Origin of the sequence: Pseudorhodoferax aquiterrae (genome assembly GCF_014652235.1) — a bacterium.
GTDB classification, from domain to species: domain Bacteria; phylum Pseudomonadota; class Gammaproteobacteria; order Burkholderiales; family Burkholderiaceae_C; genus Pseudorhodoferax; species Pseudorhodoferax aquiterrae.
Window position 1 is genome coordinate 112,166 of sequence record NZ_BMYK01000003.1, and the last position, 14,258, is coordinate 126,423.

7 protein-coding genes are annotated in these 14,258 nt (G+C 68.7%); 4 read left to right on the top strand and 3 right to left on the bottom strand.

Translation table 11 applies throughout. From position 1 onward, the window contains the following. Position 1 precedes the first annotated feature (1 nt). On the bottom strand, positions 2-5,713 hold the full coding sequence (gene uvrA / locus IE209_RS05820; RefSeq protein ID WP_189686026.1) for an excinuclease ABC subunit UvrA: 5,712 nt from the start codon (positions 5,711-5,713) through the stop codon (positions 2-4). Between the two features lie 220 nt (positions 5,714-5,933). On the opposite strand from uvrA, the gene IE209_RS05825 reads away from it, so the two are divergent. The 4 genes from IE209_RS05825 to pgaD are packed head-to-tail and all read left to right on the top strand — an operon-like array spanning position 5,934 to position 11,086. Then, the gene (locus IE209_RS05825) at positions 5,934-6,866 is read left to right on the top strand and encodes a PEP-CTERM sorting domain-containing protein (protein ID WP_189686027.1); all 933 of its coding nucleotides are present in this window, start codon (positions 5,934-5,936) and stop codon (positions 6,864-6,866) included. Continuing rightward, the gene (gene pgaA, locus IE209_RS05830) at positions 6,863-9,313 is read left to right on the top strand and encodes a poly-beta-1,6 N-acetyl-D-glucosamine export porin PgaA (RefSeq protein WP_189686028.1); all 2,451 of its coding nucleotides are present in this window, start codon (positions 6,863-6,865) and stop codon (positions 9,311-9,313) included. Before IE209_RS05825 ends, pgaA begins: the two co-directional genes overlap by 4 nt. An 18-nt stretch (positions 9,314-9,331) precedes the next feature. After that, complete coding sequence (gene pgaC / locus IE209_RS05835; protein WP_189686029.1) at positions 9,332-10,597, top strand: poly-beta-1,6-N-acetyl-D-glucosamine synthase; 1,266 nt, start codon at positions 9,332-9,334, stop codon at positions 10,595-10,597. Positions 10,598-10,615: 18 nt separating this feature from the next. Next, entirely contained in the window at positions 10,616-11,086 is a 471-nt protein-coding gene (gene pgaD / locus IE209_RS05840; RefSeq protein ID WP_189686030.1) for a poly-beta-1,6-N-acetyl-D-glucosamine biosynthesis protein PgaD, read from the top strand. 48 nt (positions 11,087-11,134) lie between these two features. On the opposite strand, the gene IE209_RS05845 is transcribed toward pgaD, so the two are convergent. Together IE209_RS05845 and IE209_RS05850 are read right to left on the bottom strand one after the other, a co-directional pair. Then, positions 11,135-12,814 (bottom strand): MFS transporter, encoded by a 1,680-nt coding sequence (locus IE209_RS05845; RefSeq protein ID WP_229882707.1) that lies wholly within the window; start codon positions 12,812-12,814, stop codon positions 11,135-11,137. 150 nt (positions 12,815-12,964) lie between these two features. Further along, positions 12,965-14,257: a DUF3422 family protein gene (locus tag IE209_RS05850; protein WP_189686031.1), complete on the bottom strand. Its 1,293-nt coding sequence runs from the start codon at positions 14,255-14,257 to the stop codon at positions 12,965-12,967. Between the last annotated feature and the right edge of the window lies 1 nt (position 14,258).

Genomic DNA, 14,258 nt, shown 5'->3' on the forward strand with positions numbered 1-14,258 from the left:
GTCAGCGCGCCAGCACCGGCGCCAAGGCCTTGCCGGTCGCCGTGCCCAGGCGCACCAGCTCCTCCGGCGGCGCTGCGCCGACGATGCGCCCGCCGCCGTCGCCGCCCTCGGGTCCCAGGTCCAGCACCCAGTCGGCCTCGGCGATGAGGTCCAGGTCGTGCTCGATCACGACCACGCTGTGGCCGCCGTCGACCAGGCGGTGCAGCACGCGGATCAGCTTCTCCACGTCGGCCATGTGCAGGCCCACGGTGGGCTCGTCCAGCACGTAGAGCGTGTGCGGGGCTTTCTGGCCGCGGCGGCCCACGTCGTCGCGCACCTTGCTGAGTTCGGTGACCAGCTTGATGCGCTGCGCCTCGCCGCCCGACAGCGTGGGCGAAGGCTGGCCCAGTGTGAGGTAGCCCAGGCCCACGTCCTTGAGCAGCTGCAAGGGATGCGCGATGTTGGGCATGCTGGCGAAGAACTCCACCGCCTCGTCGACCTCCATTTGCAGCACCTCGCCGATGCTCTTGCCGCGCCAGCTCACGGCCAGCGTCTCGGGGTTGAAGCGCGCGCCGTGGCAGCTTTCGCAAGGCACCTTCACATCGGGCAGGAAGCTCATCGCGATGGTGCGGATGCCCTGGCCTTCGCAGCTCGGGCAGCGGCCCTCGCCGGTGTTGAAGGAGAAGCGGCCAGGGCCGTAGCCGCGCGCCTTGGCCTCCAGCGTCTCGGCGAACAGCTTGCGGATGGTGTCCCAGAAGCCGATGTAGGTGGCCGGGCAGCTGCGCGGGGTCTTGCCGATGGGCGTCTGGTCGACTTCGAGCACGCGGTCGATCTGCTCGTAGCCGCGCACCTCGTCGCAGCCAGTCCAGGTGGCGCCGTGCAGCGTGAGCGCGGCCAGGCCGGCCTGGGTGGACTTCTGCGCCACCACGGTCTGCACGTTGGACAGCAGCACGTCGCGCGCGAGCGTGGACTTGCCCGAGCCGCTGACGCCCGTCACGACGACCAGGCGCTTGAGCGGCACATCCGCGTCGACGTTCTGCAGGTTGTGCTCGCGCGCGCCGCGCACCGAGAGCCAGCTGGTGCCGGGCGCGGTGTCCCGGCGGGCCTTGAGCGGATGGCGCATGGCATCGCGCAGGTAGCGGCCGGTGACCGAGTCCTCGGTCTGCGCCAGGTCCTGCGCATTGCCCTGGGCCACGAGGCGGCCGCCGCGCTTGCCGGCGCCGGGGCCGATGTCGATCAGGTGGTCGGCGCGGCGGATGGTGTCCTCGTCGTGCTCGACGACGACCAGCGTGTTGCCCTTGTCGCCGAGCTTGTGCAGCGCGTTGAGCAGGATGTGGTTGTCGCGCGCGTGCAGACCGATGGTCGGCTCGTCCAGGATGTAGCAGACGCCCTGCAGGTTGCTGCCCAGCTGCGCGGCCAGGCGGATGCGCTGGGCCTCGCCACCCGACAGCGTGGGCGCGCCGCGGTCCAGCGTGAGGTAGCCCAGGCCCACCTCTTCGAGGAACTCCAGCCGGCTCGCGATCTCGGGCAGCAGGTCGCGTGCGATGTCGGCTTCGCGCGTGGGCAGGCGGCCCGGCGCGCGCAGCGACTGGATCCAGCGGCGCACCTCGCCGACCGACATGCGTGCGATGTCGGTGATGGCGCGGCCGTCGAAGCGCACGGCGCGCGCCGTGGCGTTGAGGCGCGTTCCCGCGCAGGTCGGGCAGGCCTGCTCGCCCACGTCCTCGGCCTCGGGTTCGGCGAAGGTTTGCTCGCGGCCCTTGTTGTCGTCGTCACGCACGGAGTCGTCGTAGACCGCGCGCTGTTCCCGGGTCAGCTTGACGCCCGTGCCCACGCAGTCGGGGCACCAGCCGTGCTTGCTGTTGTAGGAGAACAGGCGCGGATCGAGTTCGGCGTAGGAGGTCGCGCAGACCGGGCAGGCGCGCTTGGCCGAGAACACCAGCAGCTGGCCGATGGGGGCCGTGGGCTGGCCGTCCGCCATGGCGGCGCGCAGGCCGTCGAGCTGGCTCAGCACGTGCACCACGCCCTTGCCGTGCTCGAGCGCCTGGGCCAGGGCTTCGCGCAGCCGGGCTTCGTTGGCCGGCGTCACGTCCAGGCTGGCCACGGGCAGCTCGATGGTGTGCTCCTTGAAACGGTCGATGCGCGGAAAGCCCGTGGTCGGCAGGAAGTTGCCGTCCACGCGCAGATGCGTGTAGCCGCGCGGCCGTGCCCAGTCGGCCAGTTCCGTGTAGACGCCCTTGCGGTTGACCACCAGCGGCGCGAGCAGGCCCACGTGCTGGTCGCGGAACTGGCGCAGCAGCTGGGCTGCGATGCTGTCGGGCGTCTGCGGCTGCACGGGTGCGTCGTCCTTCACGCAGTGCTGCACGCCCAACTTGACGTAGAGCAGGCGCAGGAAATGCCAGACCTCGGTGGTGGTGCCGACCGTGGACTTGCGGCCGCCGCGCGACAGGCGCTGCTCGATGGCCACCGTCGGCGGGATGCCGTAGACCGCGTCGACCTCGGGCCGGCCGGCCGGCTGCACGATGCTGCGCGCATAGGCGTTCAGCGATTCGAGGTAGCGGCGTTGGCCTTCGTTGAACAGGATGTCGAAGGCCAGCGTGGACTTGCCCGAGCCGCTGACGCCCGTGACCACGTTGAAGCTGCCGCGCGGGATCTGCACCGACAGCGATTGGAGGTTGTGCTCCTTGGCGTTGACGATCTCGATGGCGGCAGGGGCCGCCGCGGCGTAGCGTGGCGCCGGCTCCTGCACGGACAGGGCCTGGCCCGGCGCCATGGCCGCTTCGTACTCGCGCAGCGCGGCCCCCGTGTGCGATGTCGGATGCGCGCGCACCTGCTCGGGTGTGCCCGTGGCCACCACCAGGCCGCCGCCGTCGCCGCCTTCGGGGCCCATGTCGATGAGCCAGTCGCTGGCGCGGATCACGTCCAGGTTGTGCTCGATCACGACCAATGAGTGGCCGGCGTCGAGCAGCTTGCGCAGCGCGCGCATGAGCTTGGCGATGTCGTCGAAGTGCAGGCCCGTGGTCGGCTCGTCGAACAGGAACAGCGTGCCCTTGCGCGCGAGGTTCTGGCGCGAGGGCGCGGCGTTCTTGGCGGCCTCGGCCAGGAAGCCCGCGAGCTTGAGCCGCTGCGACTCGCCGCCCGACAGCGTGGGCACGGGCTGGCCCAGCTTCACGTATTCCAGGCCCACGTCCAGGATGGGCTGCAGCGCGCGCACGACCTCGCGGTCGTTCTCGAACACCTGCACGGCCTCGCTCACGGTGAGCTCCAGCACGTCGGCCACGCTGAAGGCGCGGCGGCGGGCGTTGGCCACGTCGCGGCGCTCGATGTGCACCTCGAGGATCTCGGGACGGTAGCGCTTGCCGTCGCAGTCCGGGCAGCGCAGGTAGACGTCCGACAGGAACTGCATCTCCACGTGCTCGAAGCCAGACCCGCCGCAGGTCGGGCAGCGCCCGTCACCGCTGTTGAAGCTGAACTTGGACGCCGTGTAGCCGCGCTGGCGCGCCAGCGGCGCATCGGCGAACAACGTGCGGATGGCATCCCAGGCGCCCACGTAGCTGGCCGGGTTGGAGCGCGCGGTCTTGCCGATGGGCGACTGGTCCACGTAGACGACGTCGGCCAGGTGGTCGGCGCCCAACAGGCGGTCGTGCAGGCCGGGCGACTCGGTGGCGCGGCCGAAGTGGCGTACCAGTGCGGGCGCCAGCACGTCCTGGATCAGCGTGGACTTGCCCGAGCCGCTGACCCCGGTCACGCAGACCAGGCGCTGCAGCGGGATGTCGACCGTCACGTCGCGCAGGTTGTGCTCGCGCGCGCCTTCGAGGATCAGGCGCGGCGTGTTGTCACCGACCACGCGGCGCTGGCCGATGCCGATCTGCTTGCGCCCGCCCAGGTACTGGCCCGTGAGCGTGTCGGCCTGGCGCAGCTGCGCGGTGCTGCCGTCGAACACGATGCTGCCGCCGCGCGCACCGGGGCCGGGGCCCATGTCGATCATGCGGTCGGCCGCGAACATCACGGCCGGATCGTGCTCGACGACGACCAGCGTGTTGCCGGCATCGCGCAGGCGCTGCATGGCTTCGATGATGCGGTGCATGTCGCGTGGGTGCAGGCCGATGCTGGGCTCGTCGAGCACGAACAGCGTGTTGACCAGCGACGTGCCGAGCGCGGTCGTCAGGTTGATGCGCTGCACCTCGCCGCCCGACAGGGTGCGGCTCTGGCGGTCCAGCGTGAGGTAGCCGATGCCCACGTCGCACAGGTAGCGCAGCCGCGTCGTGATCTCCTCGAACAGCAGGCGCAGCGCCTGGGCCTCGCCGGGGTCGACGGCATGGGTGCTGCCGGAGAGCCGGTCGAAGAAGCGGCGCAGCCGGTCGATCGGCAACAGCATGAGGTCGTGCAGGGTCAGCCCGGGCAAGGCCTCGAGCTGCGCGCGCGACCACTGCACACCCTGCGGCATGAAGCGCTTGGCGGGGTCGAGCACAGCATCGGCGTCTTCCTTGCTGCCCAGGCGCCAGAGCAGGCTCTCGGTCTTCAGGCGCGCGCCGCCGCAGGTTTCGCACGGCGTGTAGCTGCGGTACTTGGACAGCAAGACGCGGATGTGCATCTTGTAGGCCTTGCTCTCCAGGTACTCGAAGAAGCGCTTGACGCCGAACCAGTGCTGGTTCCACTTGCCGTTCCAGTGCGGCGAGCCGTGGATCACCCAGTGCTTCTGCTCGGGCGTCAGCTGCTTGTAGGGCGTGTCGCGCGGGATGCCAGCGGCTTCGGCGTGGCGCATGAGGTCGTCCTGGGCCTCCTGCCAGGCGGGGGTCTGCATGGGCTTGATGGCGCCGGCACGCAGGGTCATCTTGTCGTTCGGGATGACGAGGTCGTAGTCCACGCCGATCACGCGGCCGAAGCCACGGCAGGCCTCGCAGGCACCGACCGGCGAGTTGAACGAGAACATGGACGGGATCGGGTCCGCATAGCGCAAATCGCTGTCGGGGCAGTGCAGGCCCGTGGAGAAGCGCCAGATCTCGGGTGCGGCCTCGGCATCGGCGGCGAGCGCGTAGACGTTGAGCCGGCCGGCGCCGCGCTTGAGCGCGGTCTCGATGGCCTCGATCGCGCGCACGCGCTCGGTGCCGGCCAAGCGGAAGCGGTCGGCCACCACGTCCAGCAGCTTGCGCGGGCCTGCAGGCGTGGCCACTTCGCGCTCGGCCTGGATGCGCGTGAAACCGCTGGCCGACAGCCACTCGGCCACCTGCTCGGCCGAGGTGCCCGCCGGCAGCTCGACCGGGAAGGTCAGCACCAGCCGCGGATCGCCCTGCTCTGCCGCGCGCGCCTGCAGCTGGGCGTAGATGCTGTCGGGCGAATCGTGGCGCACGGGCTGCGCAGTGGCCTTGTCGAACAGCTGCCCGGCGCGCGCGAACAACAGCTTCAGATGGTCGTTGAGCTCGGTCATCGTGCCGACCGTGGAGCGCGAGGAGCGGACCGGGTTGGTCTGGTCGATGGCGATGGCCGGCGGCACGCCTTCGACGCGGTCCACGGCCGGCTTGTCCATGCGGTCCAGGAACTGGCGCGCATAGGCCGAGAAGGTTTCGACATAGCGGCGCTGGCCTTCGGCGTAGAGCGTGTCGAACACCAGACTGGACTTGCCCGAGCCGCTGGGGCCGGTCACCACGGTCAGCTCGCCAGTGCGGATGTCGAGGTCCAGGTTTTTGAGGTTGTGCTGGCGCGCGCCACGGATGGCGATGGTTCCCTGGGACATGGCTTGGTGGGGTGGCAGACGTGGAAGGCGGGGGATTGTAGGGAGAGCTCCTGATCCGTGCTGTAAAGCGTGCAAATGTTCACAAAGACCTTGTGGAGCTGTGCGTTGGTGTGTTGCCCGTCCTGCAGACCCACCGTGTTGCGTGGACTTCTTCACGCGGCGATTTCTCAGAAGTTTTCACAATTCGTTGCATACAAACCAACCGCACTAGGCACTGAACATGAGCAAATCCATTCCTCTCCCGCAGCTGTCCAAGATCGCCATGCTGTGCGCTGGCGTGGTGCTGTCATCGGCCGCCGCAGCGGCCACCGTCACGCTGAATCCGCTGGTCACTGGCGCCGCCCCGACCGGCAGTGTGGCTGGCGGTCTGTCCGGCACTTGGTACAAGGTGCAGAACGACGCACACTTCAGCAACCAGCTCTACACCGACGAAAACGGCACCACCCAAGCCATTGGCGCCTACGGCTGGGGCACCGGCATCTGGTCCACCAGCGACATCGGCGGCATCGTCTCCGGCAGCAACCCCTACGTGACCAAGACCGCGACCAGCACGGGCCAGGTCAGCTACGCCAACAACATCTACAACAACACCCAGGCCAGCGGCGCCTACGGCGTCTGGGGCGAGGACTATCAGCGCGCGCTGGCCCCCATCGTCGGCGGCGCGAACGGCTGCCCACTGCAAACGGAGGCCGAGAGCCTCGCGCACTGCGGCGGCGAGTTCAACTACGCCGCCGTGTTCTCCGGCTACCTCTACGTGGGTGTCGCAGGTGTTTACGATTTCGGCGTGTTCGCCGATGATGGCTTCACCTTCACGCTGACCGGCTTGAACGCCAGCCTCGGCATGGCGCACGAGACGCTGGCGGGCAGCAGCGGACGTGGCCTGTACGAACTGCTGGCCATGAACGGCATCGACGAGTTGTACCTGGAACAAGGCTACTACGGCATCGACATGACCTATTTCAACCGCCTGGAAGCCGGCGTGATCGACCTGGGCTGGCGCGGTCCCGGCGCCACCGCCTGGACGAGCATCGATGAAGGCAACCTGTACAACCAGGTGCCGGAACCCACCTCGGTGGCGCTGTTCAGCGCCGCCCTGCTGGGCCTGTGGAGTATTCGCCGGCGCAGCCTCTCGGCCGCACGGTCGGCCGCATGAACCGGGCGCCCGTCCAGAGCCACGCCCGCTCGCGCCTGCAGGCCTGCGTCGCAGCGCTGTTGCTGGCCAGTTGCACATCGCCCAGTTGGGCGGTCGACCGCTACGGACAGGCCATCTCCCAGGCGCGCGCCGGCCAGTACGACAGCGCCCTGGCCACGCTGCAGGACCTGCTGGCCCAGAACCCGCGCCGGCTCGATGTGCGGCACGACCTGATTGCCGTGCAAAGCTGGGCCGAACGGCACGAAGAGGCGCTGGCCAGCAGCCGCACGCTGCGCCTTGGTGCCAACACACCAGACTACGTGCTCGCCGCGATCGGCAAATCTGCCCTGAGCCGCAACGAGGGTGCGCGCGCAGCCCAGGCTTACGGCTTGCTGGCGCAGCGCCGCCCGCGCAGCGCCGACGCCGCGCTGGGTGCAGGCCTGGCATTGCTGGCCGACGGCAAGCCGGCCCAGGCCGACGCGCAGCTGCGCCGCACGCTGGTGCTGGCGCGGCAGGATGTGCCCATGTTGCAGTCGGCGTTCGCCGCCCTGCAGGCACGCGGTGAAGGCCAGCGCGCCCGGCCCTTCGGCGAGCGCCTGTTGGCCCTCGGCGCGCAGCCACCCGTCGCGGCAGCGCCTGCGCCCACAGCGACGCCGCCGGTGCCGGCGCCGATCGCTGCTGCCCCGGTTGTCGCTCCGGCGCCAACGCCGACGCTGGCCGACGCCCAGGCCACCAATGGCCGCCACATCCGCGAAGCCATCGAAGTGCTGGACCGCGACTTCACATCGGCGCGCTACGCCCCGATCGAGGCCGCCATCGCCGAGAACGCCAGGCTCATCGAACAAGCCCGCACGCAAGGCGCTGCCGACGTGCTGCTGCGACTGCGCCGCGACCGCATCGTCGCGCTGCGCCAACGCGGCCAAGCGGAAGACGCTTTGGTGCTGTTCCGGGAACTCGAAGCCGAGGGCCCGCAGCCCAGCTACGTCGTGCTGGCCGCGGCGGACGCACAGCTGCAGCTGCGCCAGCCGACCGAAGCCCGAGCGCTGTACCGCCGCGTACTGCTGCAGGAGCCGACCAACGCCGCGGCCCGCTCCGGCCTGATCTTCGCCGAGGTCGAGGCAGAGAACTTCCCCGCGGCCGAAGCCGTGTCGCAGGACCAATTGCGCGACAGCGGGGCCAGCGTTTCCGCACGCCGAACCGACATCATGCTGATGCGCTTCGCCGACCGCCTGAACGAAGCCGAAGCTGCGCTGAATACCCTGCAGGCCGAATTGCCCGATGACGCCGGCCTGTGGCTCGACCAGGGCGAACTGCTGGCACGGCGCGGCCTGCCCCGCGCAGCCGCGGAGCGCTTCCAGGCCGTTCTGAGCCGCTCGCCCGACAACATCCGCGCGCGCGTGGGCCTGGCCGAAGCCATCTGGGCCCAGGGCGACATCGCCCAGGCCCGCACGGCCATCGAAGACCTGCAACGCAGCGCCCCCGAACACCCTGCCGTGCAGCGCCTGGTGCGCGCCTGGGAACGCAGCAAGCGCCCCCTCCTGGTCAGCGGCGCGACGCGCGGCCTGGGCCAGGGCCACGTGGCCGGCAACAACGATCTCATTTGGGAGTCCACGCTGTACAGCGGCATGTTCGGGGACGGTCAGCGCGTCTATGCCAACCACCATCTGGCGCGCGCCAGCTTCGACGACAACTCGGCCAAGCACGAACGTGCCGGCATGGGCATCGAGATCACGCGGCGCGACTGGCAGGCCAGCATGGAAGTGGGCCAGGATCTGCGCAACGGCAACGACGCCTACTGGGCGGTCGGTGGCAGCCGCCAGTTCGGCGACCACTTCTCGGTGCGCGCGCGGCACGAGAGCCAGACCAACGACTTCCCGCTCAAGGGCCGCATGCCGGATGCGGAGAACTACCTGAACGCACCCCGCTATCTGCATGCCAGCAAGAGCCTGGTCGGCGCGGCCTACCAGTGGAACGAGTCGCGCCGCATCGCGGCGGACCTCGCCTACTACGACTTCAACGACGGCAACCGCCGCAAGTCCTTCGCGGCCAGTTGGACCGAGCGGCTCTACAGTGGCTACGGCAAGACGCTGGACCTGCAGCCGGCCTTCTATGCCAGCGCCAACACGCTGCGCGACGCGATCTACTTCAACCCGGCGCGCGACATGGCGCTGTCGGTCACGCTGGCCGGCGACTGGCTGACCTGGCGGCGCTACGACAAGAGCTTCAACCAGCGCGCCGCCATCACCATCGGCAGCTACAAGCAGTTCAGCGACGTGCACGCCCCCGGCGGCGGCTGGATGCGCGAAGACTATGGCTGGAACTTCTTCCACGACCTGCGCTACGAGCACGAGTGGAACATCGGTCCCGACTTCTCGACCCGCTACGGCGTCGGTACGCGGCGCTTCCCGTACGACGGGGTCTACGAGACCAAGGGTTACATCTACCTGCACGCCACCTGGCGCTTCTGATCTACAGGAGAGACCCGCATGGACTTCGACCTCTCCCGCGGCATCGGCTGGCTGTTCGATTTCACCTTTTACTACCCGCTGTTCATGTCCTATGTGTGGATGTGCGGCGGCCTTTACTACTACTTCCACTACGAGCGCAAGGACCCGGCTTACGACCAGCCGCCGCCGCTGCCCTCCTACCCACCGGTCAGCGTGTTCGTGCCCTGCCACAACGAGGCCGCCAACCTGCACGAGACCGTGGCGGCATTGCGCGCGCTGAACTACCCGGAGTTCGAGATCCTGTTGATCGACGATGGCAGCACCGACGCCACGCCAGCCCTGATCGATCGCTATGCGCGCGAGGACAGCCGCATCCGCGCCATCCATCTGGCCGCCAACCAGGGCAAGGCCGTGGGTCTCAACACGGCTGCCGCGCTGGCCCGCTACGACTACTTCCTGTGCATCGACGGCGATTCCATCGTCGATCCGCATTGCCTGCGGTGGATGATGCGGCAGCTGCTGTCCAGCCCGCGCGTGGGCGCCGTGAGCGGCAACCCGCGCATCCGCACACGCTCCACGCTGCTGGGCCGCATCCAGGTCGGCGAGTTCTCGTCCATCATCGGCCTGATCAAGCGCGCCCAGCGCACCTATGGCAAGGTGTTCACGGTGTCCGGCGTCATGGTGTGCTTCCGCCGCGCAGCGCTGCACGATGCCGGTTACTGGAATCCCGATGCGCTGACCGAGGACATCGACATCAGCTGGCGCTTGCAACTGCGCCATTGGGACGTGCGCTTCGAGCCCGCCGCGCTGTGCTGGATCCTGATGCCGGAGACCTTCCGCGGACTGTGGCGCCAGCGCCTGCGCTGGTCCATGGGCGGCACGCAGGTGCTGTTCGGCCGGCGCGCCGTGTTCGGCCAGTGGCGGCACCGCCGCATGATCCCGGTCTACATCGAGTACTTCACGAGCGTGCTGTGGGCCTACACCATGGCAGCGGTGATCCTGCTCTGGATCGCAGGCCTGTTCGTGCACATCCCTGAGCCCTGGCATGTCAACACGCTGATCCCGGGCTGGCATGGTGTCGTGATCGGCACCACCTGCCTGCTGCAGTTCGCCGTGTCCATGTTCCTCGACCGCCGCTACGAGCAGGGCCTGGGCCGCAACTACTACTGGATGATCTGGTACCCGTTGGCGTTCTGGATCCTCAACGTCTTCACCACCCTGGTGGCCGTGCCCCGCGTGATCCTGCGCGGCAGCAAGCGCGCCACCTGGATCAGCCCGGACCGCGGCATCCGGGCACAACCGTAATCACAACGAGAGCCTGACATGAGCACTCTTCCCATCGACATGGGCCAGCGCCCTGCGAATCCACTCATCATCGAGCGCCCCGACCTGCAGAGCGGCAACCAGCGCGCGGTCTTCGGCGTGCTGACGGCGGTGTTCTGGTTGCTGTGGGTGGTGTTGTGGCTGCCGCTCATCACGGTGCTCGGCTGGGCCTTCTTCGGCTACCAGTTCAAGTTCCACATGATCGACATGGAAGGCTACAGCGGCTTCCTCGGCGTGCTGGGCGTCTACGCTCTGGTCATCCTGGTGCTCGGCGGCGGACTGCTGGCCTGGGCCAAATACAACCACCTGCGCTTTCGCGGCGTGGACCGGCGCAAGGGCTTCGCGGCCCCCACGCCAGCCGACCTGGCGGCCATCCACGGCCGCCTGCCCGAAGAGGTCGCACAGTGGCAGCAAATGAACATCGTCACCGTGCACCACGACGGGGATGGACGCATCGCGCGAGTGGAATGAAAAAGGCCCGAGTCACCGGGCCTTTTTGCTGGGGGCGCAGAACGCCCTTCAATCGTTCGCGTAGATGTCGTTGTCCTTGGTTTCCTTGACGAACAAGGTGCCGATGACCAGCGTGACGGCCGCGATGATGATGGGATACCACAGGCCGTTGTACATGTTGCCGGTCTGCGCCACGATGGCCAGTGCGGTGGCCGGCAGCAGGCCGCCGAACCAGCCGTTGCCGATGTGGTACGGCAGGCTCATCGAGGTGTAGCGGATGCGGGTCGGGAACATCTCGACCAGCATGGCCGCGATCGGGCCGTAGACCATGGTCACGAGGATCACCAGGTAGACCAGGATCACGATGGTCATGAAGGTGTTCATCTTCGCCGGATCGGCCTTGGCGGGATAGCCCGCCGCCTTGAGGTCGTCGGCCACGGCCTTCTTGAGCGCCGAGTCCTTGGCCTTGAGCTCGTCGGGGGCCAAGCCGGCCGCGTTGTAGCTCGTGATGACCTGCTCGCCGATCTTGATGGTCGCCGGGGCGCCCGCCGGGCCGGCGACGTTGTCGTAGCTGACCGAGCTGGCCGACAGGACCTGCTTGGCAATGTCGCACGAACTCGTGAACTTCGCCGTGCCCGTGGGGTTGAACTGGAACGAGCATTCCTTGGGGTCGGCCGTCACGATCACCTGGTTCTTGGCCTGGGCCGCGGCCAAATCCGGGTTGACGGCCTTGGTCAGCGCGTTGAACACCGGAAAGTAGGTCAGCACGGCGAGCAGGCAGCCGGCCATGATGATGGGCTTGCGGCCGATCTTGTCCGACAGGCTGCCGAAGATCACGAAGAAGGGCGTAGCCACGATCAGCGCCACCGCGATCAGGATGTTGGCCGTGGCGCCGTCGAGCTTGAGCGCGCCCGTCAGGAAGAACAGCGCGTAGAACTGGCCCGTGTACCAAACCACCGCCTGGCCGGCGGTCAGGCCGATCAGTGCCAAGATCACGATCTTGAGGTTGCGCCATTGGCCGAAGGACTCGGACAGCGGAGCCTTGGAGACCTTGCCTTCGGACTTCATCTTGAGGAAGGCCGGCGACTCGTTCATGGACAGCCGGATGTAGACCGACACGCCCAGCAGCAGGATGGAGACCAGGAACGGGATGCGCCAGCCCCACTCCGCGAAGGCCGTCTCGCCGATGGCCGTGCGCACGCCCAGGATCACCAGCAGCGACAGGAACAGGCCCAGCGTGGCCGTGGTCTGGATCCACGAGGTGTAGAAGCCGCGCTTGCCCGGCGGCGCATGCTCGGCCACGTAGGTGGCGGCACCGCCGTACTCGCCGCCCAGCGCCAGGCCTTGCAGCATGCGCAGGATGATCAGGATGATGGGCGCGGCCACGCCGATGCTGGCGTAGCCGGGCAGGAGGCCGACGATGAAGGTCGACAGGCCCATCAAGAGGATGGTCACGAGGAAGGTGTACTTGCGCCCGATCATGTCGCCCAGGCGCCCGAACACCAGCGCGCCGAACGGCCGCACGATGAAGCCGGCCGCGAAGGCCAGCAGCGAGAAGATGGTGCGCGAGGCCGGGTCCAGCGCCGAGAAGAACTGGTTGCCGATGATCACGGCGAGCGTGCCGTAGAGGTAGAAGTCGTACCACTCGAACACCGTGCCGATGGACGAGGCGAAGATGACCTTGCGCTCCTCCTTGGTCATGGGGCGGTTGGCCGCGACCGGCTTGCCCCCTTGCATTGTGGCTGCCATTGCGTTGTCTCCTGTTGTAGCCGACCCCAGGTCGGGGCCTGGGCGCATTCTTGGAGTGCGCACTGACCCGTCTCTGACACCGGGCCAACGCATTCTTACAACTCAGGTACTAACCCGCAGGCTCCGTTTCAGCATACGGGTTGTACGACCTCAATGGCTGAACATGCGGCGGTGCAGTTGGCGCAGCGACCACCAGACCGAGCCGGCGACCAGCGGAATCGCGAGCGCCGCCGTGCTCTCCGCCGACCAGGGCCAGCCCAGTTTCTGCGCCCCCTTGGCCAGGTAGCTGACCAGGCCGACGATGTAGTAGGTGATGGCCGCCACCGACAGGCCTTCGACCGTGGACTGCAGCTTGAGCTGCAGATCCTGCCGCTTGTTCATAGTCGCCAGCAGGGCCTGGCTGCTCTGCTGCTGCTCGATCTCCACGCGTGTGCGCAGCAGGTTGCTGATGCGCGAGACGCGCTGCGACAGCGCGTCCTGCCGGCGCGCCGCCCACTCGCAGGTCTTGCGCGCGGGCGTCAGCCGCCGGTCCATGAATTCGGCGATGGTCTGCAGGCCGGCGCGGCGCACTTCGGCGATGTCTGCGATGCGGCTGTCCATGAGTTCGAAGTACGCGCTGCTGGCCGAGAAGCGCGAATGCGTGGCCGCATGCTGGCTCTCGACCTGGCCGGCCAGCCTTGTGAGCCGGTCCAGCAGCGCCGGCTCGGCGTCGCGGTCGGCGCTGCGGATGGCCTCGGCCAGGGCCGCCAGTTCGCCCTCGGCGCTGGCCAGCACGGCGCTGGCGCGGCGCGCGGCGGGCAGGCCCAGCATGGCGACCATGCGGTAGGTCTCGATCTCCAGAAGCCGCTGCACGAGCCGGCCCAGGCGGCGCGTGGACAGGCCGCCCACGCGCAGCAGCATGCGCGAGCTGCCGTCGGCATGGATCGTGAAGTCGGTGTAGACCTCAGCCAGCCCGCCTGCCACGCTGGAGCCGACCTGCGGGTCCTCGTGCAGCCAGTGGCGCGCCAAGGCCTCGATTTCGCCGTCGCGCGCGGACAGCACCCACAGATTCAGGTGCGACAGGCACTGGCCCGGCAGCGCGGCCAGCCAGTCCTGCGGCACCTCGGCGGTGGCGCTGTCGGCCACGCGCTCGGCCGCCGGCGGTGCCGTCATGGGCAACATGAAGGTCCAGGTCACGAACTCGGTGTGCAGCTCCCAGCGCAGGCGCAACGGTCCCAGGCTCGCGCGCAGGTGCGTGGTGTGCTCGTCGGGCAGCGGCTGGTGGTGGTCGCGCAGCAGCGCCGCCAGGTGCGCGCGGCTCGCGGCCCGGCCCGCGGCATCGGCCAGCATGACCACGTGGGCGATGGCCAGCGGCGCCGCCAGGGCCTCGGGCGGCCGGGCATGGACTTCGTTGTGCAGCAGGGCCCGGTCGGGGTGCTGGTGGAGCGCGGTCGAGGGCAGCATC

Excerpts from the sequence above, each read along its gene's own strand:
- uvrA (WP_189686026.1), bottom strand. The coding sequence starts at position 5,713 with ATGTCCCAGGGAACCATCGCCATCCGTGGCGCGCGCCAGCACAACCTC.
- pgaC (WP_189686029.1), top strand. The coding sequence starts at position 9,332 with ATGGACTTCGACCTCTCCCGCGGCATCGGCTGGCTGTTCGATTTCACC.
- IE209_RS05825 (WP_189686027.1), top strand. The coding sequence starts at position 5,934 with ATGAGCAAATCCATTCCTCTCCCGCAGCTGTCCAAGATCGCCATGCTG.
- pgaA (WP_189686028.1), top strand. The coding sequence starts at position 6,863 with ATGAACCGGGCGCCCGTCCAGAGCCACGCCCGCTCGCGCCTGCAGGCC.
- IE209_RS05850 (WP_189686031.1), bottom strand. The coding sequence starts at position 14,257 with ATGCTGCCCTCGACCGCGCTCCACCAGCACCCCGACCGGGCCCTGCTG.
- IE209_RS05845 (WP_229882707.1), bottom strand. The coding sequence starts at position 12,814 with ATGGCAGCCACAATGCAAGGGGGCAAGCCGGTCGCGGCCAACCGCCCC.
- pgaD (WP_189686030.1), top strand. The coding sequence starts at position 10,616 with ATGAGCACTCTTCCCATCGACATGGGCCAGCGCCCTGCGAATCCACTC.